The sequence below is a fragment of the Streptomyces sp. R21 genome, assembly GCF_041051975.1.
In the GTDB taxonomy this organism is placed as follows: domain Bacteria; phylum Actinomycetota; class Actinomycetes; order Streptomycetales; family Streptomycetaceae; genus Streptomyces.
The window spans coordinates 243,851-270,049 of the sequence record NZ_CP163435.1 but is presented as its reverse complement, the minus strand read 5'-3'; the positions used below and the strand labels follow the sequence as shown (position 1 = coordinate 270,049).

Below are 26,199 nucleotides of genomic sequence, written 5' to 3'. Positions count from 1 at the left end.
TCCGGTGCGCCTGCGCCATCCGGACGGCTCCACCGTCCACCTCGCCTACTCCACCAACGCCCACCCCGCCGAGACCCTCGAGGAGGTCCTCGCCCAGCTGGGCACCCACTGCGCCGCGGTGCGCAGCCGCCTCGGCGTGGACCGGCTCGGCATCGGCCTGTGGCTCGCCCACAATGCCGCCCGCACCCTCGACACCGATGTGAGGGCACTGTCCGCGCTGCGCACCGAACTCGACCGCCGCGGCCTCGAAGTCGTCACCCTCAACGGCTTCCCCTACGAAGGCTTCGGCGCCCAGCAGGTCAAGTACCGCGTCTACCAGCCCGACTGGGCCGACCCGCAGCGCCTGGCCCACACCCTGGCGCTGGCCCGCATCCTCACTCGCCTGCTGCCCGACGACGTGGCTGAGGGCAGCATCTCCACCCTCCCGCTGGCCTGGCGCACCGCCTACGGCCCTGCGCGCGCCGCCCGCGCACAGGCGGCCCTGAGCGAGCTCGCCGAGGGTCTCGACGCCCTGCACGCGGCCACCGGCCGCTCGGTGCGCATCGCCCTGGAACCCGAGCCCGGCTGCGCGGTGGCCACCTGCGCCGACGCCATCGGCCCGCTCACCGCGGCCGGCCACCCGTGCCTGGGCCTGTGCCTCGACACCTGCCATCTGGCCACCTCCTTCGAGGACCCGCAGACCACCCTTGCGGCGCTCACGGCCGCCGGGGTGGGGGTGGTCAAGTGCCAGCTGTCCGCCGCGCTGCACGCCGAACACCCGGCCCGGCCCGAGGTGCGCGCCGCGCTGGCCGCGTTCGACGAGCCGCGCTTCTTGCACCAGACCCGCACCCCCACCCCTGCCGGCCTGGCCGGCACCGACGACCTCGGCGAAGCCCTGCACACCCACGTGCTGCCCGACACCGCGCCCTGGCGCGCCCACTTCCACATCCCGCTGCACGCGCCCCCCGCCGCGCCCCTGACCTCCACGCTCCCCGTCCTTGAGACCGCGCTGGCCGCTCTGGTGGGCGGGCCGCGCCCGCTCACCCGCCATCTCGAGGTCGAGACCTACACCTGGCAGGCCCTGCCACCGGAGCTGCGCCCGCGCGACGTGCCCCAGCTGGCCGACCACATCGCCGCCGAACTGGCCCTCGCCCGCGACCTGCTGACCCACCACGGCCTGAAGGAACTGCCATGACCCGCCCCGACGGACGACCCGCCCCGCTGCTCGTCCTGGACGTCGTCGGCCTCACCCCCCGGCTGCTGGCCCACATGCCCCGCCTGGCCGCGCTCGGCGCACAGGGCTCACAGGCCGTGCTTCAGACCGTGCTGCCCGCACTCACCTGCACGGTGCAGGCCACCTTCCTCACCGGCACCCACCCCTGCGAGCACGGCATCGTCGGCAACGGCTGGTACGTCCGCGACCTCGGCGAGGTCCTGCTGTGGCGGCAGAGCCACCAGCTGATCGAGGGCGAGCGGGTGTGGGACGCGGCCCGCCGCGCGCATCCCGGCTACACCGTCGCCAACATCTGCTGGTGGTACGCGATGGGCGCCGGCACCGACATCACCGTCACCCCGCGCCCGGTCTACTACGCCGACGGCCGCAAGGAACCCGACTGCTACACCCGCCCCCCGGCCCTGCACGACGAACTCACCGCGAAACTCGGCACGTTCCCGCTGTTCAGCTACTGGGGCCCCGGCGCGGGCCTGGCCTCCTCACGGTGGATCATCGACGCCACCCGGCATGTGCTGGCCACCCGCCACCCTGATCTGGCCCTGGCCTATCTGCCCCACCTCGACTACGACCTGCAGCGCTTCGGCCCCGACGACCCGCGTGCGCACCGCGCGGCCGCCGACCTGGACGCGGCCCTGGCCCCGCTGCTGGACGACGCGAAGGCGCAGGGCCGTACCGTCGTCGCGCTGTCCGAGTACGGCATCACCCGCGCCGGCCGGCCCGTCGACATCAACCGCGCCCTGCGCCGCGCCGGCCTCCTCGAAGTGCACACACAGGACGGCATGGAGTACCTCGACCCGCTCGCCTCACGGGCGTTCGCGGTCGCCGACCACCAGATCGCCCACGTCTACGTGCACGACCCCGAGGACCTGCCGGCCACCCGCGCGGCGCTGGCCGGCCTGCCCGGCATCGACCAGCTCCTGGACGACGAGGGCGGCGGCAAGCGGGCCCACCATCTCGACCACCCGCGCTGCGGCGAACTCGTCGCCGTCGCAGAGCCGGACGCCTGGTTCACGTACTACTACTGGCTCGACGACGAGCGCGCCCCCGACTTCGCGCGACTCGTCGACATCCACCGCAAACCCGGCTACGACCCCGCCGAACTGTTCCTCGACCCGGCCGACCCCTACGTCCGCGTCCGGGCGGCGGCCGCCCTGGCGCGCAAGAAGCTCGGCCTGCGCTACCGCATGGCGGTCGTCCCGCTGGATCCCTCACCTGTTCGCGGCAGCCACGGCCGGCTGCCCGCACACGACGACGACGGCCCACTGCTGCTGTGCTCGGCGCCGGGCGCGGTGCCCGGGCGGGTGGCGGCCACCGAGGTGAAGGCGCTGCTGCTGGAGCTGGCCGGCCTGGGCCAAGGCGGCGGCGCCGGACGCGGTGCGCGCGAGCGGGCCTCCACCCCCGCCTGAGAGGTCCGCCGGAGTATCGAAGGCGTCCGGATTTTGCTGTGGACAAGCAGACTTAGACCTAGAGGGGTCCGTGCCCGTGAAAAAGATCGCCTCGTCGGCTGCGCTGTCCGGGCGGGCAGAGCGGATGGCCCAGCGCACCCGCCCCGACACCTGGAAGAAGCCGCCGCGCCGCATCGAGAAGTCCGAGTGCATCACCTGCGACACGTGCCTGCGCAGCTGCCCGCAGGAGTTCGGGGCCATCTTCGACAACGGCCTGGACGTCGTGATCATCCCGGAGCTGTGCTCGGGCTGCCCCGCCTGCGTCCTGGAGTGCCCCGTGGACTGCATCTACGTCGACGAGGACTGGGCGCCGACCGGTGAGCTGCTGTGGAACCACATCGAACTCACCGCCGGGGACGCGTGATGAGCGGCCTGCCCGAGCGCGCGGAGACCCGCCGCGCCGCCAACGCCCGCAAGCGGATCAGCCGCCGCCCCAGCCGCCTCGGCATCCCCGCCGGCACGGTGGCGCCGGACCGCACCTTCGATGCCCAGGCCGGGTTTCCCGGCCTGCTGGCCCGGACCTGGCAGCGCGCCGAGGAGGCCGGTGACCTGCGCTCCTTCGTCACTGTGCTGCTCACCCTCGACGGCCATGTGCCCGCCGACATCCAGCTGCGCGCGCTGAGCGCACCCGAGGAGGCCGCCCTGCGGGCGCTGTGCGGACTGACCTGGCGTCAGGACCACACCGCCACCGACGGTGAGGGCGGGGACGGGGACGGTGCGGCCGGCACCCTGCGGTCGGTGTGCGGGCTGACCTGGCACGAAGAGAACACCACCACCGCCGACGCCGCCGACGGCACCGCGGTCGAGGACGGCGTGGACGGTGTCGGGGACGATACGGCGCCCGAGCCGGTCTTCCTCGGTGAGATCGGCCTGGCCGCCTCCGGCCGCATCGTCGTACGCGTCCCCTCCCAGGGCCCGCTGGCCCGGGAGGACCTCGTCGGCGGCGTGCGCCGGGTGCCCTGGACGCGCCGCACCCTTGACGCCTACCTGCGGCACACGCAGGACACGGCCGCCGCGCTGGCCCGCTCCGTGGCCGACTGCCGCCGCTGGCTTCAGGAGCAGGGCGGTGCGGGCCGCGACGCACTGCTGGAGCAGGCCAAGGAGGCGGCGCTGCGCACCGCCCCGTTCGTCCTCTACCAGCAGGAGCGGCAGTACACGAACTTCCGCGACGCCAACAACCTCACCGGCAAGACGCTGTGGCCCGGCCACCCGGACTGCACGCTCAGCAGCCTCAAGGGCCTGCCGCTCGAGCTGTGGTCGGACCACGACGTGCAACTGCTGGTCTGCCTGACGCTGCTCATCCGCTCGGCCGGCTTCGGCCGCGTCGAGGAGGCCAACGGCACCCAGCTGACCCTCGATCACGTCGCCGGGATGCTGGAGCGCATCCGGCGCGGCTACAACACCGTCCCCGGCGCCGCGCCCGTCGCGCCCGCCGCCGCGCCCACCGTCGCCGATCTCGACGCGCTGGCGCTCGCCCTGCGCGAGCGCCGCACACAGGCGGCCCGCACCGCCCAGCTGTACCGGGAGATCCACGGCGCCCTCATGCACAAGATCGAACGGGTGGCGCAGGCGCCCGGCGCCCGGGCGAGGGCCCGCACGGACGCCATGAGCGCCCGGCTGGCCGGCCGGCTGGGGCTGAGTGCCACCGCCCTGGACGGGCTCGGCGAGCAGCTGGCCGCCGCCCCCGACTGGCTCGCCGCCCCGCACGGCGGATTCGGCACCGGCCTGGAGCACCTGGTGTACGAGACGGTCGCGGCGACCACCGAGGTGTTCGAGGCCGACTTCACGATGAGCCGGGGCATGCGCTCGCTGCCCGCCCTCATCGCGGCGCTGCGCGAGCGGCGCTGGGCGGAGATCTGCGACTGGGACATCACCCGCTTCTTCTGCTGCGTGATCCCCCACCCGGCGGCCGCCCGGCACTTCGGCGGCTCGGTCACCGGCCTCGCGGACGCGGCCTGGGCGATGTCCTCGCGGATGCAGTACAACTCCTGGCACTTCATCGCGGGCAACCTGCCGCGCGGCGAGGAGATGGCCGCCCGCGACCACTTCGTGCCGCCCACCCTCCCCGATGTCGCCTTCTACTCCGACCAGCACCACCACGGGCACGTCAACAACAAGGTGCGGTTCTCCATCCGTTCCCCGCAGGCCGTCGAGGTGGACGGCCGCACCTTCAACGGCTTCATCGACCTCAGGCTGCTGCGCAGCGAGGGCCCGGCCTTCGACGAGCAGGACCTGCTCGCCGCCCACCAGGTCTCGGCGTTCATCGCCCGGGCCACCTCGCTGGCGGCCGCGCTGGCCGCGGACGGCCGGCCCCTGGAGGTCACCGCGTTCGACTCGCCCTGGCACCTGGCGGCCATCGCGGGCAGCGAACCCGCCTCGGCCGACGCCGCCCCCGGGCAGGTCCGCCGTGCATCCTGACCCCCCCGGCGCCGGCGCGCGCGGCATCACCCGCACCAAGGAACTGCTGTCCCGGGGCGAGCTCACCGCCGTCGAACACGTCCGCTCCGTGCTGGCCGCCATCCGCGAGCACGACGAGCTGGGCGCGTACGTCGCCGTCGCGGGCGAGGAGGCCCTCAAAGCGGCCGAACACGCCGACGCCCTCATCCAAGAGCGCGGCCGGGAGGCGTGGTGGGAGCGGCCGCTGCTGGGCGTCACGGTCTCCGTCAAGGACCTGCTGCAGACCCGCGACCTGCCCACCACACGCGGCTCGCTGCTGCCCAACGACCGCCCGCGCGAGGACGCCCCGGCGGTGGCCCGGCTGCGCGCGGCGGGCGCGATCGTCGTCGGCAAGACCACCACGTCCGAGTTCGGCTGGAGCGCCTCGACGGTGGGACGCGTCGCCGCGCCCACCCGCAACCCCTACGACCCGCACCTGACCGCGGGCGGCTCCAGCGGCGGGGCGGGCGCGGCGGTGGCGACCGGGCTGTGCGAGGGCGCGCTGGGCACCGACGGGTCCGGCTCGATCCGGATCCCGGCCGCGTTCTGCGGCGTGGTCGGCTACAAGCCGTCCTACGGCCGCGTGCCCTACTTCCCCAGCGGCGCCGACCGGCTCGCCCACCAGGGCCCCCTCGCCCGCAGCGTCGCCGACGCGGGGCTGCTCGGGCAGGTCATCGCCGGCCCGCATCCCACCGACCCGGACTCCGGGCTGGGCTCGCTGGACTCCCCGCGCGACATGCGCGCCCTGCGGATCGGCTGGATCGAGTACGAGGGCACCACCCCGGAGATCCGCCACGTCACCGAGCAGGCCCGCGACGCGCTGGCCGGTGAGGGGCACCGGGTGGAGGAGGTGGAGGTGCGCTGCCAGAACCTCTACCCGGCCGTCGTCGACCTGCTGGCCGCCACCGAGGCGGCTGGCACCCCGCCCGAGCACGAGGCGTGGTGCGACCCGGGCCGCCTCGAGGTCGTCCGCCACGGGCGCACCCTCACCGGGGTGCGGGTCATCCAGGCCGAACAGGTGCGCCAGAACCTGCGCGCCACCCTGCGCTCCGTCATGGACCGCTACGACCTGCTGGCCATGGCGACCGTGCCCGTCGAGCCGTTCGCCGCCGACGCCATCGGCCCCTCGTGGGCGGCCGATGCCCGCGACCTGATGTGGCTGGCGTGGGCGCCCGCCTCCTACCCCTACAACATGACGGGCCAGCCCGCCGTGTCGCTGCCCGCCGGGCTGACCCCGGCCGGGCTGCCGGCCGGGGTGCAGCTGGTCGGCCCGGTCGGCGCCGATGACCTCGTGCTGACCGTGGCCCGCCGCCTGGAGGCGCTGCTGGCACCGCTGCCGCACCCGCCCGCGCCCGGCCGCACCCCTGTTTCCCTCGGTGAAAGGACGCTCTGAACCATGTATGCCAGGTCATGGTCCACCCCCTTCACGGAGGGCAGCGCGGGGCGCACCTCGTTCGTCGCCGACCACGGGCTGTGGAACGCCGAGCAACTGGCCGCGGCCGAACGCATCGAGGCCGCCCTCGACGAGGTCGACCTCGTACGGGTGGCCTTCGGCGACCCGCACGGGCTGGCCCGCTCCAAGACACTGACCGCCCAGGCCTTCCGTTCCGTACTGCGCAACGGCATGAACTTCAGCCCCGGCCCGTTCCTGTTCGACACCGGGCACGCCGTCGCCGTCGACTTCCTGGGCGAACACGGCATCGGCGTCGACGAGATCGCCGGCGCCGGAAACTTCCTGCTGGTGCCCGACCCGGCCACCTTCCAGGTGCTGCCCGGCCGCGGCCCGCGCACCGCCTGGGTGATCGGCGACGAGTACCTGCGCGACGGCAGCCCGCACCCGCTGTCCGCACGCGCCGTGCTGCGCCGCGTCCTTGACCGCTACGCCCAGCAGGACCTCGCGCCCGCGCTCGGCCTGGAGGTCGAGTGGTACCTCACCCGCCGCCTCGATGACCAGCCCGGCAACCAGGGCAACGGCTTCGGCCGCCAGGGCCAGGCGCCGCGGGTGGCCGCCGTCAACGCCGGCTACCAGTTCAACCTCGACGCCGCCTACGACACCGTCGCCCCCGTCACCGACCATCTGGCCCTGCACCTGCTCAAACTGGGCCTGCCGCTTCGGTCGATGGAGCACGAGTCGGGACCGGGCCAGGTGGAGACCACCTTCAGCCCGATGTCGGCACTGGACGCGGCCGACGCGATGCTGCTGTTCCGCACCTGCACCAAACGGTTCTGCGCACGCCGCGGCTACCACGCCTCCTTCATGTCCCAGCCGCTGCTGGAGGCCGCCGACCCCAGCGGCTGGCACCTCAACCAGTCCGTCGTGCACCGCGCCGGCGGCCGCAACCTCTTCAGCGCCGAGGGCCTGTCCGGCGGCCTGTCCCCGCAGGGCAAGGCCTACGCCGAGGGCCTGCTGTCCTGGGCACGCGAGCTGTGCCTGCTGTCGGTGCCCACCGTCAACGGCTACCGGCGCCTGGCCGCCGAGCACGCCCTCGCGCCGACCCGCGCGGGCGTGAGCGTCGAGGACCGCACCGCGATGCTCCGCGTCGTCGGCAGCGGCACGCTCGCCCACATCGAAAACCGGATGGGCGAGCCCTGCGCCAACCCCTATCTCAACATCGCCGCCCAGCTGTTCGCCGGCCTGGACGGCATCACCGCCGCCACCGCACCGGGACAGGGGCCCGGCGACGGGCCCGGGGACGGGCCCGGCCAGATCGTGCCGCAGTCCCTGGACGAGGCCCTGGACGCCTTCACCGCAGGCCGCGCCGCCCAGCTGCTCGGCGCGCCGCTCGCCGCCTGCCTGGCCAAACTCAAGCAGAGCGAGCTGAACCGCTTCACGGCATGGTGCGAGCAGGCCGCACCGCCGCCGGGACGCGTCACCGAGTGGGAGCAGCGCGAGTACTTCGGGGCGTACTGAGGGAAGCGCCCCGAACCGGGGTCCGGTGCGGCCGAGGTCACCGCACCGGACCCCCACCCCGCCACCGCATCCCCCTCACCGGCCCCCGGACGAAGGCTTGAGAGATGATTCCCCGCTACTGCCTGCCCGAAATGGCGGACCTCTTCACCGACCAGTCGCGCTACACCACCTGGGTGCGGGTCGAGATCCTCGCCACCGAGGCCCAGGTCGAACTCGGCCACGTCCCCAAGGAAGCCCTCGAGGACATGCGCCGCGCCCGCATCCCCTCGGCCGCCCGGGTCGCCGAGATCGAGAAGGACCGCGACCACGAGGTGCTGTCCTTCCTCGCCGCCTACTGCGAGGACCTCCCCGACGCCTCGGCCCGCTGGGTCCACCACGGCATGACCAGCTACGACCTGGTCGACACGGCCCTGGGCCACACCCTGGCCCGCGCCACCGACCTGCTGCTGGGCGCCGGACGGCAGCTGCGCCGCGTGCTGGTCGAACGGGCCCTGGCGCACTGGGACACGGTGATGGTCGGCCGCACCCACGGCATCCACGCCGAGCCCACCACCTTCGGGCACAAACTCGGCGGCTACGCCTTCGCCGTCGACCGCTCCCTGACCCGCCTCAAAGCGGCCCGCGACGCCGTCGCGGTGGGCACCGTCTCCGGCTCGGTCGGCACCTACGCGCTGATCGACCCCTATGTCGAGGCCCACGTGTGCCGGGAACTCGGCCTCGGCGTCGAGCCGGTGCCCAGCCAGGTCGTCGCCCGCGACCGGCACGCCCAGCTGGTGCAGGCGGTGGCCACCCTGGGCGCCTGCATCGAACAGATCGCCCTGGAGATGCGGCTGCTGCAGCGCACCGAGGTCCGCGAGGTCGAGGAACAGCGCACCACCGCCTACCAGGGCTCCAGCGCCATGCCCCACAAACGCAACCCCACCACCAGCGAACGGCTGTGCGGCCTGGCCCGGCTGCTGCGCAGCCACGCCGGCGCGGCACTGGAGAACGTGGCGCTGTGGCACGAACGCGACCTGGCCCACCAGTCGGTGGAGCGGGTCATCCTGCCCGACAGCCTGTGCGTGGGCCACTTCCAGGCCACCCGGGCAGCCGACCTGGTGGCCTCGCTGACCGTCCACCCGCAGCGGATGCGCGCCCACATCGACCACACCGACGGCCTCATCTACAGCTCCCCGGTCCTGGCCGGCCTGCTGGGCGAGGGCATGGAACGCGAGCGCGCCTACCGCGCGGTGCAGGCCGCCGCGAACCATACGATCACCACCGGACAGCACTTCACCGCCTCCCTCGCCGCCGAGGGCATCGACCCCGGCCGGCTGGGGCCCGAGCGTTTCCTCACCCACCACGACGTACTGCGCAGCCGATTGGAGATGCTCCGTGAGCTGGACGATTGAACGGGCCGACCCCACCGCCCTCGACCTGGACGAGGTACTGGAGGTGTACCGCTCCTCGGGCCTGGGCGAGCGGCGCCCCGTCCAGGACCGGCCGCGGATGGCCGCCATGGTCCACAATGCCAACCTGGTCCTGGTCGCCCGGGACGCCGACGGCACCCTGATCGGCATCGCCCGCAGCGTGTCCGACTTCGCCTACGTCACCTACCTCTCCGACATCGCGGTGGCCGGCTCCCACCAGCACTCCGGGATCGGCCGCGCCCTGATCGACGCGACCGCCAAGGAGGCCCCGACCGCGAAGATCGTGCTGCTGTCGGCGCCCGCCGCCGCCGCGTACTACCCGCACATCGGATTCACCCCGCACCACTCGGCATGGGTCCTCAACTGTTCCTAGAGACTGAGCGGGAGTGAGTCCTGTTGCCAGGACTCATGCTCAGCCGAACGCCCCGAACGGTGTTGGGCGTTCTGGTCCACCGCGTTCGCTCCGCGTCCGGGCGGCACGGATCGTGTCCGTGGTCCGGGGATGCGGGGGCGGTTTCCCTCACGCCCCGGGGCCTCCGGTCGGGCCTGGACGGTCCGATGCCCCACAGCATCACTCCGGTGCTGTGGGGGCGGTGTCGTCCGTCGCCGGATCGGGTGTCCCAGGGCGCGCCTGCCGATCGCCACGGCGGCCGCGTCGTGGCGAGTGGTCTTCCTGGTGGTGCTGGTGAGGGGTTTCTGCCAGTGCTGAGCGCCCCACCTGGAGGTGTAGGCCGGATCGACGGCGATGATCGTGATGCCGAGTTCGGCCGCCATGCTCACGAGCCGGGCCCGCAGCCTGGCCACGGGCATGCCGGAGATCAGCTTGCGGAAGCGCTTCTTGCAGCCGTGTTTCTCGCGGGTGGTCTCGGCGGTGAAGTCGAGGTCTTCGACCGCGATCGCCAGCCCGTGGCGCTTGGCCCAGTGCAACAGGCGGAGCAACGCGTGGCGGATCTGCGCGTCGCGATGCTGGGCGATGCCGGTGAGGTCGTAGTCGAACCGGAGCGGCTGGCCGACGGGGTTGCCGTGGGCGTCCAGACGCCAGGCGGCGAGGTGGTCGGCGTTGGTGTCCACGCCGATCAGGCCGCCCACGCGGGCCGCAGCCAGGGGGACGGTCTGGACCGGGGAGATGGTCCACGAGGCTGTCAGGTACCAGCGGCCCCGCACGGTGTCCTCGTGGATGCGGTAGGCAACCGCTCGGTTAGCGGTGACGCGGTCGCGCCACTGCCCGCCCCGGTGCGCGAATCGCACGCGGGCGGCGAGCACGTACCGGCCGTGCGGGGCGTTGGCCAGGTGCGCCAGCGGCGCCGGGAGCTTGAGGGAGACCTCGCCGTGGGGGGTGACACGGATGGTCTGGTTGCCGAACCGGCTGCCGGACTCGCCGTTGGCGGCGAGGAACCGCCGCCCGGCCTGCCACCGCTGCCGCCACTCGGCTTCGGTGAGCCGGGCGGTGTCCAGATGGTGGCGGGTGTTCAGCAGCCGCTTCCCGCCGCGCACCACGCACACGCGTCCGGCCTCACGGTCCCGGCATGCCACCTCGAGCCGATCGGTCAGCAGGCCTTGGCGGCGGGCCTTGGCGAACCACTCCCGTTTGCTGCGGTAGCCGCCCGGAGCGCGGTTGGTGCCTTTCTCGCCCAGCGGGAGGGACAGCCGGTGCGTGATCGTGCGCACCCCCGCTTCGAGGCTCTGTATGTGCGCGAGCTGCCCGCGCCGGGCGAGCGCCCACTGATCGTGGCTGGTCTTCGTGATGCTGCCTGCCCAGCGGGAGGAGGACTCCTTGGTCAGGGCACGCTTGCGGTGCGCCCACTGCTTGCTGTCGTGCTCCAGCCCGGCCGCGCACCGCTCCTTCAGATCCCGCGAGGCGAGTGAGCCGAGGTGGTCGCCGACTAGGCGCAGCATCTTCTCGTCCTCGGCCGTCAGGTGCTTGAACCGGTCGCGGACCGCCACACCGGACGGCCCCCGGGCAACGAACGGCGCCGCCATCTCCCGCAGCCCGCCCACCCTTTCACCCCCGTCCCCGCGTCAGCCGAGGAAACCCTCAACCCACCCAACGACCACCACCGACAAAGGACACCCATGCGGCAGGGAAACTCCCGTTCCCTTACCCGGCGCCGGACGCACCGCAGCCCGGCCACCCACTCGAGTGCGTCGGAACGCACCCGCGCGCAGTCAATCGCCAACAGCCCTCAACCCTTGGGACTGTGCCGCGCCCGCCGCAGCCTGCCCCGCGCTGGATCGAGGCTCGACCGCAGGTCGCTACGGTCGAAGCGGAGCGGGAGCGTGGCCGAAAGCCGCGGCCGGACCCGGATCCGAGATCCGTTTTGGGTCCGGGTCCGGGATGTGTTCCGGGTCCGCCCGGCCGGCGCACCCGCCGCGCACGGGCCGTGTCAGGACGCTGGGGAGGCGTGACGCAGATGTCGGCACAGTCGCTGCTTGAGCCCCCTACCCCGCTGCCACCGTCCTTCCGGCTGGTCAAGGACACCGCCTCGGCCCCGTATCCCGTGCCGCGCGCCGCGGCGGCTACGCCGGGGCGGCGCGTGCTGGTGGTGGACCCCGACGTGGAGCGCACCGACTCCCTGGTGGCGCAGCTGCGCCGGCACGGCCACGAGCCGGTCGGCGTCACCCGGGGCGGCGCCGCCCTGCAGGCGCACGGCGACGTCGACCTGGTGCTGCTGGCGCTGGAACTGCCCGACCTGGACGGGCTGGAGGTGTGCCGGGCCATCCGGTCCGTCAGCCGGGTGCCGGTCATCATCGTCACCGCCCGGCAGTCCGAACTCGACTGCGTCCTGGGACTGCAGGCGGGCGCCGACGACTACGTCACCAAGCCCTTCGGGCTGCGCGAGCTGATGGCCCGCATCGAGGCCGTGCTGCGCCGCGCGCAGTGGCAGCCGGCCGTCGTCAAGGAGATCCGGCACGGCCGGCTGCGCATCGACCCCAATTCCCGCGAGGCCAGTGTCGACGGCGTCGAAGTCGCCCTGACCCGCAAGGAGTTCGACCTGCTGTGCCTGCTGGCCTCGCACCCGGACACGGTCATCCCGCGCCGCCAGCTGCTGCAGCAGGTGTGGGGCGACTCCTGGTCGCGGCGCACCGTCGACACCCATGTCAGCAGCCTGCGCGGCAAGCTGGGGGACAGCCGGTGGATCGTGACCGTGCGCGGGGTGGGCTTCAAGCTGGGCAGCGGCTGACCTGCCGGCCGGGTTGCCCGGCCGTTTTCCGGCCGGGCCCGCGGCGGTGGGGTGGCCGGGGTGTGCTGCCCCCTGTCGGGTGTGCACCGGCGCGTCCGCGGGCACCGTCGTGAGCCGGCCGGGGAAGGGCGTACCCCGTCCACGGCCGGCTCGTTTCCCGGGCGCTGTGCCCTCTCCTGCTCCGCGCGACGCCATCTGCCGGGGCCAAAAAGCTGCCGAGGCCGGACCCGCGGAGGGAGGGTTACTTCTTCTTGCGGCGGGTGGTCTGGGTCTTGCCCTGGTGGATGGTTGCGCGGGTCTTCTCCGCCTGCGCCTGGATGGTCTTCTGGACCGCCGCGGGCAGGCCCTTGCCCCGGAAGGTGGCGACCATCTTGTCGAGTACGGCGTCCGCTTCCAGGAGGTTTCCGTCCTTGGCATGGACGCGGGCCAGGCGGCGCATCGCCTGGCCCAGGGTGATGTTGTCCAGGCCCTCGTCGCCGGTGGAGGCGTTGATGGCGGCACTGAGCTGCTGGACGCTCTCCTTGATGTCGGGTTCGCGCACGACGAGCCGGCCGTCGCGGATGTGCTGGAAGTGGCGTCCGGCGTTGGCGCCGCGGGCCAGCCGGGCGTGCGCGGCCAGGGGGTGGTCGCCGTAGCGTTCGATGACTTCCTGCAGGGCGTCGTTGCCGGCCTGCAGCTGCGGTGCGTCGGAGCCGAGGAACGTCAGCAGCCGGCCCTGGTCGTCGCCCGTCATCAGTTCGCCGATGTGCTGCGCGTCGCGGGCGAGCGGCTGGCGGACCCGGACCGTGCGCGAGGCGGAGACCGCGCGTGATCCGTCGGGGGCCTGGTAGGCGGCGGTCACCTTGTACAGGCCGGGCTCGCTGAAGTAGAGCCCTTCGGCGCCGTAGCCGAGGTACACGCTGGTGTAGAGGGACGGCGCCGCCTCCGTGAGCGCGACGGTGTCCGCTGCACCGTCGTGGCCCGCGCATACGCGGGTGAGAGGCCGGAACATCCGGGAGCGGCCGTAGGGGTCGGTGATCGCGACGATCACATGCCCTGCCGATGGCTGCAGGTCGGGCGCGACCACGACGTCTTTGCGGCTGCCGGTGCGGCTCAACTTGATCTGGGCGACGACGGGTTCGCCGTACTCGAACGCGTCCTGGCCCTGCAGCTCCAGCGCGAGGCCGGATTCATCGGTCAGTGGCAGGGCGAACGCCTCCGCCGCCGAGAGGTCCATCGCGGCGTCGGCGATGAAGTTGCTGCCGCCCATGATGACGTGCCGGTAGAAGCCGTGGCGCAGGTGCCGGATCTCGTCCTGGCTGAACTGGAAGGGGAAGTCACCCCAGTACGCGTCGACCCCGTTGCCGGTGCTCCCCTGGTAGAGGTGCGGGTAGTTCATCCATGACAGGTCGCCGAAGCCGTTGCGGGGCCCCAGCGGCGCGGGCGGGTTCGCGATGTTCTTCTGCGACGAGTGCAGCAGGTTGAAGGCGTGGCCGATCTCGTGGACGTAGGTGTGCATGTCCCAGGCGTGTCCGGCCAGGCCGTATTCCCTCAGGGTCTGCTCGAACACGGCCATGCCCTGCCGCTGCAGACCGGTCGTGTCGAACATGATCCCGGCGGTGCCCTCGCCGTCGGCGTACTTGCCCGCGACCAGGGCCCACAGCTTCCACTGCGGCACGTCGCGGTGCCCGCTGAAGTTCGCCACCATGGCCGCGTGCAGCTCGGCGCTGGACCACAGCAGGTCCGTACCGGTGCCGGTGGTGTCGAGCACGTTGCGGGTCCCGGCGATCCGCAGCTCGAGGCCCGCCTCGGCGAACGCGGACGGCACGGTGATGACCCGGTTGGCATACCCGGGCGGCGTGGCGGCGTTGGCCGTGTCGTAGCGGACGAGCTCCGCCTCCCCGACCACCGTGTCGACCTCGTAGTCGACGGTGCGGAAGTACGCGGACGTCTTGGGCAGGTCGTACCAGACGGCGCGGTAGGAGTTGGCGTCCTCCAGGGTCAGCCATCCGGCCGACCGGGCCGGCTGACCGGCCGCGGTGAGGTAGAGCAGGATCCGGACCTGGGTGAGGTCGGGTGCCGCGGTGGCCCAGGTGAGTCCCTTGCCCACCACCACCACGTAGGTCTCGGTCCACTGCACCTCCACACTGGTGGAGCGGAAGGAGTTGGCGTAGGCGGTGGTTCCGCCCGCCACCGTGAACAGGTCGCCGCTGATCGTGGACAGCGTGCCCACCCCGTCGACGTCGACCCGCGCCTCGATGCTCTGATCGGCGTTGGTGGCCCGGTACGTTCCCGACATCGGGAGATACGGTGTCGGATAGGGCGCCGGCAACGCGCCCAGGCCCGTGGTCAGTGAGGTGAGCGCGCCCGACGTCTCCACTCCGGTGCGCCAGTTGAGGACGAGCCCCATGTCCCCCTTGACGAGCAGCGAGCGGCGTATGCCGCCGGAGGCGGGCGGCAGCGCGACGACGTGGTCGAGGTCGGCGCGGAAGTCGGCCGGGAGCTGGGCCCAGCCCGGCGCGTCCGCGTCCGGCCCGTCGGTGATCAGCGCATTGCGCTCGATGGGCGCCCAGACCCTGGTCCAGTTGTAGGTGATGACCCGGCTGCCCTTGAACAGGTACGTGCGCCACTCGTCCGCCGCCGAATTGGGCGCCTGCAGCAGGGCGTCGACGTTGTACTGCCAGTCGGCGGGCAGCCAGGAGAGCATCTCCAGCTGGTTGTGCTGGACGGCACCGGTGCCCACGCGGTAGGTCAGGCTGTCGGTGCCGGTGATGAACAGGTACTGCGCCGACCCGTCGGTGTGGGCGGGCAGTTGTAACACCGCCTCCGGGTACAGCTTGAAGTTCTGGTACGCCGCCTGCCGCAGGTCGGTGAACTGCCCCCCGAACGCGTCGTGGGTGGCCGCCTCGAAAAGCAGCCCTGTTTCGCTGACGCCCGCGGCCCTGCCGGGCCGCAGGAACATCGCCGACCATCCCTGTCCGGTCGGGCACGCCACCGCGCAGCGGTATCCCGTCGACTTGGACCTGAGGAACGCCATGGGCATCCCCTCTCTGAAAGGCCGCGGCTTCAGGCACGCGACGCTGGGCCCTCACCTCAGCACCGAGGCCCGCATTCCCCCAGACCCGCTACCGGCCAACTCGCCCCGCGCCGGGACACCGGTCAGCGGACGCTCGTCCCCGGGCGGCCCGGGTACCACCGGAGCGGATCCGGCCCACGCCCCTCGGCAGCACCCGGCGCCGTCCCCAGCTGTCCCGCGCTGCCCGAAGCCGAGCGGGACCGGCGAAGCCGTAGAACACAGGACACGCCCCCGCCCCATCCGTTCGGCCCGACGCCTCCGGCGTCCGCAGACCGGACAACTTCACGGCTGAACTCGGCGGAAGGGACCGAACCCGCCATGGTCAGCGCCGCATCCGTCCGGGCTCGCGGCCGGCCTCGTCTGCCGCCGCTCACAGCCGTTGTGGTGTGTGAGCCGCCCCTTTCTCCTGCGCGTCGAAGCCTGCGGCGAGCTGGGCTGCCGGCGCGGGGCGTCGGACTCCGGATAGCTGAAGGGTGCCTTTAGGCCACCTTGGAACAGTGGCCGCCGGTCGATCAGCCGGGGGAGAGGGATGGCATGCGGGGGATACGCGGCGACGCCGGTGACGCGCGGGTGCAGGCGGACCACGGGGCGCTCCGGGACCGGCATGACGACTGCGGGCGCAGGGGCGGCGACTTCCCGGCGGGCCCGGCGGGCCCGGCCGGCCGGGCTTTTTGCCCCCTGGTGCCGGCCGTCCCGGGGAGCCGGCCATGACGGAGCGTTTCCCGCTGACGGCTCACCAGCGGGACATCTGGACCGTGTGCGGGTCCGCCGAACAGTCGCCGCAGTTCACCATCACCGCCCATGAACGGCTGCGCGGCCCGGTGGACCTCGACGTACTGGCCGGGAGCCTGGAGCGGGTGACGCGCCGTCATGACGCGCTGCGCGCCCGGTTCGGCGAGGCCGGCGGCGTCCCCTACCAGTGGACCGATCCCCAGCTCGCCCCGGCCGAGGTCTGGGACCTGTCCGGGCAGGCGGACCCGGCGGCCGCGTGCGCCGGCCTGGTGGACGCCGCGCTCACCGTGCCCATGCGGCTGGGAGCCGACCGGCTCTTTTACGCGGCCCTGCTGCGGCAGGACGCGCAGCACGTCCACATCGTCCTGCGCGCCCACCACATCGTGGCGGACGGCTACGCGCTGGACCTGCTTCTCACCCAGGTCCTCGCCGACTACGCGCGGCACGCAGCAGACGGCCGGTCGTCCGACGCACCGGGATCACCCGACACGCAGGGTGATCCCGAGGAGCCCGGCGCGCCGTCGTATCGCGCGTTCGTCGAGGAGGACCTCGCCTACCGCGGCGGCGCCGAGCACCGCCTGGACCAGGACTACTTCCGTGAGCGGCTCGGCGGCGCGGTCCCGGCGCTGTTCGCCCGGCGCCCGGCGCCGCCCGCGACGGCGGCCCGGCGGGTGTTGCTCACCCTGGAGCCCGGGGAGGTGGCCGGGATCCGGGCCATGGGCAGCTCCGTCTTCTCCTACGTCGCCGCGGCGCTGGGCACCTATCTTGCCCGCCTGCACGGCACGGACGAGACGGTCCTGGGGGTCGCCTTCCTCAACCGGCGCACCCCGCAGCACGCCGCCACCGTCGGGCACTTCGCCACCACGCTCCCGCTGCGCGTCCCCGCACCCCCCGACCGCACCCTCGGCGCGGCAGCCGCACAGGTCGCCGCCGACGTCCGGGAGCTGCGCCGCCACGAAAGGCTCGCCCCCGGCGATGTGCCCCGGCCCGCCGCATCCGCCACCGGCGGCGGGCGGCGGCTGTTCGACGCCACCATCTCCTACCTGAACCTGCCCGAACTGCCCGACGTGGCGGGGCTGGTCCAGGAGCGCACCGGCCACCAGCGCCGGCACGACCAGGACGCGCTGGCGATCCTGGTCGTCCACCACCGGGGCACCGGCGGTGTCCGGATCGAACTCGACTGCGCCCCGGACGTGTTCGACGACGACCTGCCGCCCGCGCGGGTGGCGGAGCATCTGCGCGCCCTGCTGGTGCACGGCCTCGCCGACCCGGCCCGGCCCGCCGCCCGCATCCCGCTCCTGGACGCCGCCGGGCGGGCGGCCGCGCTGGACGCCGCCCGCGGGCCCAGCACACCGCTGCCCCACGGCGCCACGGTGCACGGACTGTTCGAACAGCAGGCCCGGCGCAGCCCCGAGCAGGTCGCGGTGCGCGATGCCGCCGGTGCGATGACGTACGCCGCGCTGGAGGCGTATGCCGCCCGGGTGGCAGATGCGCTCGGGCGGGCGGGGGTGGCGGCGCAGGAGAGGGTCGCGGTGCTGTTGGAGCGCGGCGTCGCGCTGCCGGCGGCCCTGCTGGGCGTGCTGCGCGCCGGGGCGGCCTATGTGCCCGTCGACCCCGACTACCCGGCCGAGCGCATCGCGTATCTGCTGCGCGACAGCGGGGCGGTGGCGGTGCTCGCCGAGGAGTCGACCGCACACCTGGTGCCGCCCCAGGCGCCCGCGGCGGTGATCCGCGTCGACACCCTTCCCCTCTCCGACGGCCCTTCGCCCGGCCGTGTGACGGCGCCCGGTGACGTGCCGGGCGGCCATCTCGCCTACGTCATCTACACGTCCGGGTCGACCGGCGGCCCCAAGGGGGTCATGGTCGAGCACCGCTCGGTGGTCAACCGGCTGCTGTGGATGCAGCGCCGCTACCCCCTCGGCCCTAGCGACGTGATCCTGCAGAAGACCCCGGCCTCGTTCGACGTGTCCGTGTGGGAGCTGTTCTGGTGGGCGGCCTCCGGCGCGGCGGTGGCCATGCTCCCGCCCCGGGCCCACCGCGACCCGCGGGAGATCCTGCGGGCCGTCGCCGCCCACCAGGTCACGGTCGTGCACTTCGTGCCCGCCATGCTCGGCCCGTTCCTGGACATGCTGGAGGACGAGCCCGCGGCGGTGTCCCGCGCGGCGTCGCTGCGTTATGTGTTCTGCAGCGGCGAGGCGCTCACGCCCGATCTGGTCAACCGGTTCACCGCACTCTTCGCCGCGCTGGAGCGGCCGCCGCGGCTGGTCAACCTCTACGGCCCCACCGAGGCCACCGTCGACGTCACCTACTACGACTGCCCGGACGACCCCGCCCACCGGGTGCGGCACGTGCCGATCGGCCGCCCGGTCGACAACACCCAGCTGTACGTGCTCGGCCCGGGCGACGAGCCGCAACCGGCCGGTGTGCCCGGCGAGTTGTGCATCGGCGGCATCCAGGTGGCGCGCGGCTATCTGGGCCGCCCGGAGCTGAGCCGCGAGCGGTTCACGGCCGACCCGTTCACGCCGGGCGGGCGCCTGTACCGCACCGGTGACCTCGCCCGCCGGACGGCCGGGGGACTGTTTGAATACCTCGGCCGGATCGACGACCAGGTCAAGATCCGCGGGCACCGGGTCGAACCCGGCGAGGTCCAGGCGGCGCTCACCGCGATCGCGGGCGTGCGCGCCGCGGCGGTGGTGGCCCGCACCACCGCGGAGCAGGGCACCCATCTGGTGGCCTATCTCACCGGCGAGCGGGAGATCGCCCCGGCGCTGCTGCGCGCCGAGCTGGCCCGCACCCTGCCCGGCCCGCTGATACCGGCCGCCTGGCGGTGGGTTGAGGCGCTGCCGCTGACGCCGAACGGGAAACTGGACCGGGCCGCGCTGCCCGCGCCCGAGCGCGCGGCCGCACCGTCCCGGCCCCCGCGGGCGGGCGCCGAGTCCGTGCTGGCCGCCGTGTGGTCGCAGGTCCTGGGCACCGGGGCGGGCGTGCACGACGACTTCTACGCGCTGGGCGGGGACTCCCTGCTGGCGCTGCGGGTGCGCGCCGAGGCCGAACGGCGCGGACTGCGGTTCGAGATCCGCGACCTGATGCAGCATCCGACGGTGGCCGCGCTGGCCGAGCACGCCGTCCCGGCCGGCGACCGGGGCGAGGGCGAGAGCGGGGCCGCGGCGCCCGCCCCGTTCGCCCTGGCGGCGCCCGCGGACCGCCACCGCCTGGACGTGGACGGCGCGCAGGACGCCTTCCCGCTCAGCCGCCTGCAACTGGGCATGGTCTACCACAGCCTGCGCTCCGCAGACCCAGACCCAGACCCAGACCCAGACCCAGACACAGAGGCCGGTGCCGGGGACGGCCGGCCGGACCTGGGCCCCTACCGGGACGTCTTCCACTACAGCCTGCGGATGCCCTGGGATCCGCAGCGGCTGCGTGCCTGCTACGACCGGCTGACGGCCCGGCATCCCGCGCTGCGCTCCGTCATCTCGCTGGCCGGGTACTCCGAGCCGCTGCAGATCGTGCGCCCGCCGGCTCCGGGCGCGCTGGAGTGCCGCGACCTGCGCGGCGCCGGCGAGGCGGCGGCGGACGCCGAGCTGGCCCGGCACATCACCGAACGCCGCCGTCACCGCTACGACTTCGAGGCGGGCCCGCTGCACCTGCTGCGCGTCCACGCCCGGCCGGGCCGCATCGACCTCGTGCTGAGCTTCCACCACGCCGTCCTGGACGGCGGAAGCGTCGCCGCCCTGCTGAGCGAGCTGCTCCAGGACTATCTGCACGGCCTGGGGGCGGACATCCCCGCCGTGTCCGCCACTGCGCTGCCCTCACCGGCGCTGTACGTGGCCGCGGAGCTCGCGGCCCTCACCTCGCCCGAGGCCCGCGGCTACTGGGAGACGCGGCTGCGCGGCGCCGTACCGCTGCAGCTGCCGAGGTTCGCGACCGCCCAGCAGCCCGGTGCGGCCGGCCGTTTCACCCACCTGGCCACGCTGCCCGACGAGCTTCAGGAGCGGCTGCGGGACTTCACCCGCGCGCGCGGACTGCCGGTGAAGTCGACGCTGTTCGCCGCCCACAGCCTGACGCTGCGGCTGCTGTCCGGGCAGGGCGACGTGACGACGGGGCTGGTGGTGCACGGCCGCTCGGAGCAGCCGGGCGCCGACCGCACCGCCGGGCTGTTCCTCAACACCCTGCCGCTGCGGGTGGATGCCGCCGCGCGCAGCCTGGGCGAGCACGTGCAGGAGGTCTTCCGCCAGGAGCGGGAGAGCTTCGGACACCGCCACTACCCGCTCAGCCGCATCCAGGAGGACTTCGGCGGCCCGCTCATCGACACCGCGTTCAACTACGTGCACCTGCACGTGCTGGACACGGTGCTGCGGCTGCCCGAACTCGACATGCTGTCGGTGCAGACCTGGGAGGAGAGCGGCATCGGCCTGCTGGTCAGTGCCATCGTCCACCCCGTCGACGGCCGCCTGCGGCTGAGCCTGGACTGCGACGGCCGCGCCTACACCCCCGGCCAGGCCGCGCTGATCGCCGACACCTACGTGCGGATCCTTCAGCGCATCCTCACCCACCCCGACGAGAGCGCGGACCTGGCCTTCCTGGCCCCCCGGTCGGCCACCGCACCCGGCCGCGGACCCGCCGAAGCCACCGACGACACCAACACCGACACCGACGACACCGACGACACCGGGGATGGGGCGGCGGTGCCCCTCGACCTGGCCCGGGCCGTCCACGCCCGCGCCGAAGCAGCGCCCGACGCGATCGCCCTCGCCTTCGAAGAACAGCGCTGGACCTACCGCCGACTCGACCGCGCCGCGGACCTGATCGCCCGCCGGCTGCTGGCCGACGGCGCCACCCCCGGGGCCCGGATCGGCATCGCCATGGACCGCGGCCCGCACTACGTCGCGGCCGTCCTCGGCGTGGCCCGCGCGGGCCTGGCCAGCGTCCCGCTGGACACCGGCTACCCGCCCGCCCGCATCGCCGCGATGCTCGAGACGGTCCGGCCCTTCACCGTCATCGCCCCACAGCACCACGCGGGACTGCTGGGCGACGCCCCGCTGCTCGCGGCCGAGTCCCTGCACCTGCCTGGCGATGACCCGGACACCGCCCCCGCCGCACCGTTCGAGCCGCCGGTGATCGACCCCGACAGCACCTGCTACGTCCTGTTCACCTCCGGCTCCACCGGCCACCCCAAAGCCGTCACGATGCCGCACCGCGCCCTGGCCGGCCTCATCCGCTGGCAAAACCGCATCCCCAGCGGCGCGGTGACCGGCCCCACCCTGCAGTTCTCCGCCCTCGGCTTCGACGTCCACCTGCAGGAAATCTTCGCCACCCTGTGCGCGGGCACCACGCTGCAACTCGTCGGCGAACAGCAGCGCCTGGACTTCCCCGCCCTGCTGCGCCTGCTCGACCAGGAACGCGTCGAGCGGGTCTTCCTGCCCTACGTGGCGCTCCAGCAGCTCGCGGAGACCTCCGCCGCGCTGGGCCTGGTGCCCCGCGCCCTCAGGGTGATCATCTCGGCGGGGGAGCAGCTGCGCGTCACCGACGAGATCCGCCGCCTGTGCGCCGCCCTGCCGGCCGACGGCGTCCTCCTGGAAAACCAGTACGGGCCCACCGAGACGCACATCGTCACCGGCTTCACCATGACCGGCGATCCGGCACGCTACCCCGCGCTGCCGCCCATCGGCACGGCCGTCGACGCCAGCGAGGTCACGGTCCGAGACCGCGCCCTGCGCCCGCTGCCCGCCGGGGCGACCGGCGAGATCTACGCCGCCGGCGCCTGCCTGGCCGACGGCTACGAACACCAGCCCGGCCTGACCGCCGAACGCTTCGTCCTGCTCCCGGCCCGGCCCGGCCACCCCGACGGGGTGCGCGCCTACCGCACCGGCGACCTCGGCTACACCCTGCCCGGCGGGGAGGTCGTCTGCCTGGGCCGCACCGACACCCAGGTCAAGATCCGCGGCTTCCGCATCGAGCCCGCCGAAGTCGAACTCGCCCTCACCGCCACGCCCGCGGCCCGCGCGGCGGGCATCAGCGAGGCGGCCGTCGTGGCCCGCGGCCAGGGCCCGGCGTCCTTCCTGGCCGCATTCCTGGTCGCCGGCCCGCACGCCGTCGACCTGGACGCGGTGCGCCGGGACCTGCGCGCCCAGCTGCCCGGCCACATGGTCCCCTCCCACCTTCAGTGCGTCAGCGCGCTGCCGCACACCCCCAGCGGGAAACGCGACGACGCCGCCCTGCGCCGCCTCCCGCTCACCCGCCGGGCCGCCGCTGCCGCGCCGTTGGATCCGCTGGAGCGCCGGCTGGCCGGCATCGCCGCCGAACTGCTCCAGCTGCCCACCGTGGGCGCCCACGACGACCTGTTCGAACTCGGCGCCACCTCACTGACCGCCGTACGCCTGGTGATCCGCATCGAACAGAGCCTGGGCACGGCCGTCCCGCTCTCGGCGCTGATCACCGCGCCCACCGTCGCCGCACTGGCCGCCCTGCTGCGCGAGGGCGACGGCAACCCCCCCGCCGCGGCGGGCCCCCTCATCCCGCTGCGGGCGTCCGGAACACGGCGGCCGGTGTTCCTGGCCCACCCCACCGGCGGCAACGTGCTGTGCTACCTGCCGCTGGCCCGCGCCCTGCCGCCCGACCAGCCGCTGTACGGCTTCCAGGCGGCCGGCATCGCGCCGGGCACCCAGCCCCTGCGCACCGTCGAGGAGATCGCCCGCAGCTACGTGGCCGCCATGCGCACCGTCCAGCCGCACGGCCCCTACACCATCGGCGGCTGGTCCTTCGGCGGACACATCGCCTTCGAGATGGCCGCCCAGCTGCGGGCCGCCGGCGATCAGGTCGCCGACGTGCTCCTCATCGACTCCGACGCCCTCGACCAGAGCGCCACCCGCCCCCAGGTCGACGCCCTGTCCCTGATGACCTGGTTCTTCTGGGAACTGCTCTGGCTGGACGCCGGCGGCGACGTACCGACGGCCGCGTTCCGCGAACTGCGCGACGAGGGCGACGCGTTCGCCAGCGTCCGCGAACTCGCCGTGCGCACCGGCATGCTCGGCGCCGACGACGCGGACACCTCGCTGCGCCGCGTCTTTGAGATGTTCCGCGCCAACTGGGACGCCCTGCTGGGCTGGCGGCCCGCCCCCACCGACCAGGACCTCGTCCTGATCCGCGCCCGCGGCTCCCTGCCCGACGTCCTCAAACCCGTCCACGACCTCGCCGGCAGCCTCTACGGCGACCCGGCCAACGGCTGGGGCGCGCTTACCACCGGCCGCGTCCGCGTCCTGGACGTCTCCGGCGACCACATGCAGATCGTCCAGGACCCGCACGTGCGCAGCGTCGCCGCCATCCTCGCCGAATCCACGGGGCACCCCGCGACCCCATCGGCTCAACCGACCGGGAGGTACTGACATGGCCGCTGACATGGCCGCCGGGGTCGCCGGAAAAAAGGCCCTGATCATCGGCGCCGGCATCGGCGGACTCACCGCCGCCGTCGCCCTGCGCCGCATCGGCATGGACGTCGAGATCTACGAACGCGCCGGCGAGCTCAAGCCCGCCGGGTTCGGCATCTCGGTGGGCGCCAACGCCATCCGCGCACTGGCCACCCTCGGCCTCGACCTCGACCTTGAGCAGCGCGGCCAGGTGGTCACCCAGATGAAGTTCACCACCCCCACCGGACGCCGCCTCTTCGAACTCCCGCACGCCCGCGTCGACCGCGAAGCCGGCGCCCCCAGCATCTGCCTGTACCGCGGGGACCTGCAGCAGGCGCTGCGCGAAGCGGCCGGCGACTGCCCCATCACGCTGGGCGCCACCGCACTGCACTACGAGACCTCCGCCGACGGCGTGCGCGTGCACTTCGCCGACGGCACCGAGGCCCACGGCGACGTGCTCATCGGCGCCGACGGCATCCACTCGGTCATCCGCGGCCAGGTCGCGGGCACCGGTCCCACCGCCCCCCGCTACGGGGGATTTTTGTGCTGGCTGGCCATCACCGAGTTCGCCCACCCCACCTTCCCGGCCGGCTTCAGCGGACACTACTGGGGCGCGGGCCGCCGCTTCGGCCTCCACGACGTGGGCCACGGACGGTTCTACTGGTGGGGCAGCCTGAACGTGCCCGAACACGCCGCCCGCGACTACACCGCCGACAAGACCGAGATCCTGCGCACCTACGCGGGCTGGGCCCAGGAGGTGACCGCCGCCGTCCGCGCCACCCCGCAGTCCGCCATCATGGCCGTCCCCTGCCAGGACCGGCCCTTCCTCGAGCAGTGGGGCGACGGCCGGGTGACGCTGCTGGGCGACGCCGCCCACCCGATGCTGCCGAGCCTGGCCCAGGGCGGCAGCTCCTCCATCGAGGACGCCGTCGTCCTGGCCGGCCGCCTCAACGCCGCCGACAAACTCGGCGGCGTGACCGCCGCACTGCGCTCCTACGAGGACCTCCGGCGCGAGCGCACCCGCGAGATGGTCGAGGTCTCCCGCTCGCTGGCCGGCCTCGAACAGCTGCAGCACCCGATCCCGCGCCTGCTGCGCAACACCGCCGCCCGCCTCATGCCCAGCGCCGTCCTGGCCGGACTGCTGCGCAAGACGCTCATCTACCCCGGAGCGGACCAGCCGGTCCTCGTTCCCACGCTCGGAGGTCACTCATGAACAGTCCCGCAGGCGGGCCCAAGGCCACCGTGGAGCGCTATCTGCGCGCGATCGCGGACCGTGACGCCCCCACCGTCATCCAACTCCTCGCCGACGACGTGGAGTTCTGGATCGCCGGCGACCACCCGGTGTGCGGGACCTGGAAGGGCCGCGACGCGGTGGTGGGCGGCTTCCTCCTCCCGCTGGGCGAGCTGTTCGACCCGCAGGCGGGCTACACGATCGAGGTACGCAGCATGATCGCCGAAGGCGGCCAGGTCGCCGTGGAATGCCTCTCCCGCTCCACGACGAAGGCCAACGTGCCCTACGAGAACCGCATCGTGTCCGTCTACACGGTCAAGGACGGACAGATCACGCGCATGCACGAGTACTTCGACACCGCGTACTTCACCAAGACGCTCGCCGCCCGATGACCCGCGCAGGGCTGCTGCCCGCCACAGCGCCACCCCCCGCCCCGACGCCCCCCTCACCCGACCGGTTCTACCGCGACGGCACCGGCGCCACCGCGATCATGAGCGTGGCGCACTTCCCCGACGAGGTCCTGACCTTCCTGCAGATGGAGTGCCTGGCCGCGTTCAAGACGGCGCTTGAGGGACCCTGCGACGCGGTCGTCGAACTCGGCTGCTTCGACGGGCGGGCACTGGAGGTGGCGCGGGCCGCCCAGCTCCGCTACTGCGGCATCGACATCAGCTGCGGCGCGGTGGCCGCCCTGCGCGAACGCATCGCCGACGAAGGCCTCGGCGCCCACGCCACCGCCCTGGTCGGCAACGCACAGGAAACCCTCCGCTGGTCGCACCGGATCCCCGGCGAACAGCCGCTGTTCGTCCTCCCGTTCAACCTGCTGGGCAACCTCCCCGACCCCCGGCGCGCCCTCACGGGCCTGCGCGCGCTGGGCGGCACCGTCCTCATCTCCGTCTTCAACGAAGACCCCCGCACCACCGCCGTACGCCGCGCCTACTACACCCAGTGCGTGAGCGAGCTGGCAGAGCCCGCCCCCGGCCGCTACGGCGGCACCCTCTTCCGCGGCGCCCAGGGCTTCCGCTCCGAGTCCTTCAGCGCCCCCGCCCTGCACCGCCTCCTGACCGAGTGCGGCCTGCAGATCCGCTCCGAGACCACCAACCGGCTCGGCCGCTGCGTCACCGCACACCGCGCCTGACCACCCCTGACCACGCCGCAGCCCGCCAGCACCGTCAGCACCCG

The 26,199-nt window shown here is 73.6% G+C and carries 15 protein-coding genes; 13 read left to right on the top strand and 2 right to left on the bottom strand.

The genetic code is table 11. From position 1 onward, the window contains the following. The first annotated feature begins 4 nt into the window (after positions 1-4). From eboE to AB5J56_RS01220, 8 genes are all read left to right on the top strand, one after another. The gene (gene eboE / locus AB5J56_RS01255) at positions 5-1,174 is read left to right on the top strand and encodes a metabolite traffic protein EboE (RefSeq protein WP_369229134.1); all 1,170 of its coding nucleotides are present in this window, start codon (positions 5-7) and stop codon (positions 1,172-1,174) included. After that, positions 1,171-2,619: an alkaline phosphatase family protein gene (locus AB5J56_RS01250; protein WP_369229132.1), complete on the top strand. Its 1,449-nt coding sequence runs from the start codon at positions 1,171-1,173 to the stop codon at positions 2,617-2,619. Before eboE ends, AB5J56_RS01250 begins: the two co-directional genes overlap by 4 nt. Before the next feature lie 76 nt (positions 2,620-2,695). Next, the gene (locus AB5J56_RS01245) at positions 2,696-3,022 is read left to right on the top strand and encodes a 4Fe-4S dicluster-binding protein (protein ID WP_369229130.1); all 327 of its coding nucleotides are present in this window, start codon (positions 2,696-2,698) and stop codon (positions 3,020-3,022) included. Then, entirely contained in the window at positions 3,022-5,076 is a 2,055-nt protein-coding gene (locus tag AB5J56_RS01240) for a hypothetical protein (protein WP_369229128.1), read from the top strand. The genes AB5J56_RS01245 and AB5J56_RS01240 overlap by 1 nt, the downstream gene beginning before the upstream one ends. Next, on the top strand, positions 5,066-6,487 hold the full coding sequence (locus AB5J56_RS01235) for an amidase (RefSeq protein ID WP_369229126.1): 1,422 nt from the start codon (positions 5,066-5,068) through the stop codon (positions 6,485-6,487). The genes AB5J56_RS01240 and AB5J56_RS01235 overlap by 11 nt, the downstream gene beginning before the upstream one ends. A gap of 3 nt (positions 6,488-6,490) precedes the next feature. Beyond that, a complete protein-coding gene (locus AB5J56_RS01230) occupies positions 6,491-8,005 on the top strand; it encodes a glutamine synthetase (protein WP_369229124.1) in 1,515 nt (504 codons plus the stop codon). 104 nt (positions 8,006-8,109) lie between these two features. Next, on the top strand, positions 8,110-9,396 hold the full coding sequence (gene purB, locus AB5J56_RS01225; protein ID WP_369229123.1) for an adenylosuccinate lyase: 1,287 nt from the start codon (positions 8,110-8,112) through the stop codon (positions 9,394-9,396). Beyond that, positions 9,380-9,787: a GNAT family N-acetyltransferase gene (locus tag AB5J56_RS01220; RefSeq protein ID WP_369229121.1), complete on the top strand. Its 408-nt coding sequence runs from the start codon at positions 9,380-9,382 to the stop codon at positions 9,785-9,787. The genes purB and AB5J56_RS01220 overlap by 17 nt, the downstream gene beginning before the upstream one ends. Here the strand turns inward: AB5J56_RS01220 and AB5J56_RS01215 are convergent. After that, positions 9,784-11,412 carry an IS200/IS605 family accessory protein TnpB-related protein gene (locus AB5J56_RS01215; protein WP_369229119.1) on the bottom strand — a complete coding sequence of 543 codons (1,629 nt, stop codon included), beginning with the start codon at positions 11,410-11,412 and terminating at the stop codon, positions 9,784-9,786. The genes AB5J56_RS01220 and AB5J56_RS01215 overlap by 4 nt on opposite strands. 404 nt (positions 11,413-11,816) lie before the next feature. Between AB5J56_RS01215 and AB5J56_RS01210 the strand changes: the two genes are divergently transcribed. Continuing rightward, positions 11,817-12,596, top strand: a complete 780-nt coding sequence (locus AB5J56_RS01210; RefSeq protein ID WP_369229118.1) for a response regulator transcription factor — start codon at positions 11,817-11,819, stop codon at positions 12,594-12,596. Positions 12,597-12,837: 241 nt separating this feature from the next. On the opposite strand, the gene AB5J56_RS01205 is transcribed toward AB5J56_RS01210, so the two are convergent. Beyond that, complete coding sequence (locus AB5J56_RS01205; RefSeq protein WP_369229117.1) at positions 12,838-15,612, bottom strand: hypothetical protein; 2,775 nt, start codon at positions 15,610-15,612, stop codon at positions 12,838-12,840. Between the two features lie 746 nt (positions 15,613-16,358). Between AB5J56_RS01205 and AB5J56_RS01200 the strand changes: the two genes are divergently transcribed. The 4 genes from AB5J56_RS01200 to AB5J56_RS01185 are packed head-to-tail and all read left to right on the top strand — an operon-like array spanning position 16,359 to position 26,155. After that, a complete protein-coding gene (locus AB5J56_RS01200) occupies positions 16,359-23,768 on the top strand; it encodes an amino acid adenylation domain-containing protein (protein ID WP_369229116.1) in 7,410 nt (2,469 codons plus the stop codon). Between the two features lies 1 nt (position 23,769). Next, a complete protein-coding gene (locus AB5J56_RS01195) occupies positions 23,770-25,002 on the top strand; it encodes an FAD-dependent monooxygenase (protein WP_369229114.1) in 1,233 nt (410 codons plus the stop codon). Beyond that, positions 24,999-25,412 (top strand): nuclear transport factor 2 family protein, encoded by a 414-nt coding sequence (locus tag AB5J56_RS01190; RefSeq protein WP_369229112.1) that lies wholly within the window; start codon positions 24,999-25,001, stop codon positions 25,410-25,412. Before AB5J56_RS01195 ends, AB5J56_RS01190 begins: the two co-directional genes overlap by 4 nt. Continuing rightward, positions 25,409-26,155: a class I SAM-dependent methyltransferase gene (locus AB5J56_RS01185; RefSeq protein ID WP_369229110.1), complete on the top strand. Its 747-nt coding sequence runs from the start codon at positions 25,409-25,411 to the stop codon at positions 26,153-26,155. The genes AB5J56_RS01190 and AB5J56_RS01185 overlap by 4 nt, the downstream gene beginning before the upstream one ends. Positions 26,156-26,199 lie beyond the last annotated feature (44 nt).

Excerpts from the sequence above, each read along its gene's own strand:
- AB5J56_RS01250 (WP_369229132.1), top strand. The coding sequence starts at position 1,171 with ATGACCCGCCCCGACGGACGACCCGCCCCGCTGCTCGTCCTGGACGTC.
- AB5J56_RS01240 (WP_369229128.1), top strand. The coding sequence starts at position 3,022 with ATGAGCGGCCTGCCCGAGCGCGCGGAGACCCGCCGCGCCGCCAACGCC.
- AB5J56_RS01230 (WP_369229124.1), top strand. The coding sequence starts at position 6,491 with ATGTATGCCAGGTCATGGTCCACCCCCTTCACGGAGGGCAGCGCGGGG.
- purB (WP_369229123.1), top strand. The coding sequence starts at position 8,110 with ATGATTCCCCGCTACTGCCTGCCCGAAATGGCGGACCTCTTCACCGAC.
- AB5J56_RS01205 (WP_369229117.1), bottom strand. The coding sequence starts at position 15,612 with ATGGCGTTCCTCAGGTCCAAGTCGACGGGATACCGCTGCGCGGTGGCG.
- AB5J56_RS01200 (WP_369229116.1), top strand. The coding sequence starts at position 16,359 with ATGACGGAGCGTTTCCCGCTGACGGCTCACCAGCGGGACATCTGGACC.
- AB5J56_RS01195 (WP_369229114.1), top strand. The coding sequence starts at position 23,770 with ATGGCCGCTGACATGGCCGCCGGGGTCGCCGGAAAAAAGGCCCTGATC.
- AB5J56_RS01190 (WP_369229112.1), top strand. The coding sequence starts at position 24,999 with ATGAACAGTCCCGCAGGCGGGCCCAAGGCCACCGTGGAGCGCTATCTG.
- AB5J56_RS01185 (WP_369229110.1), top strand. The coding sequence starts at position 25,409 with ATGACCCGCGCAGGGCTGCTGCCCGCCACAGCGCCACCCCCCGCCCCG.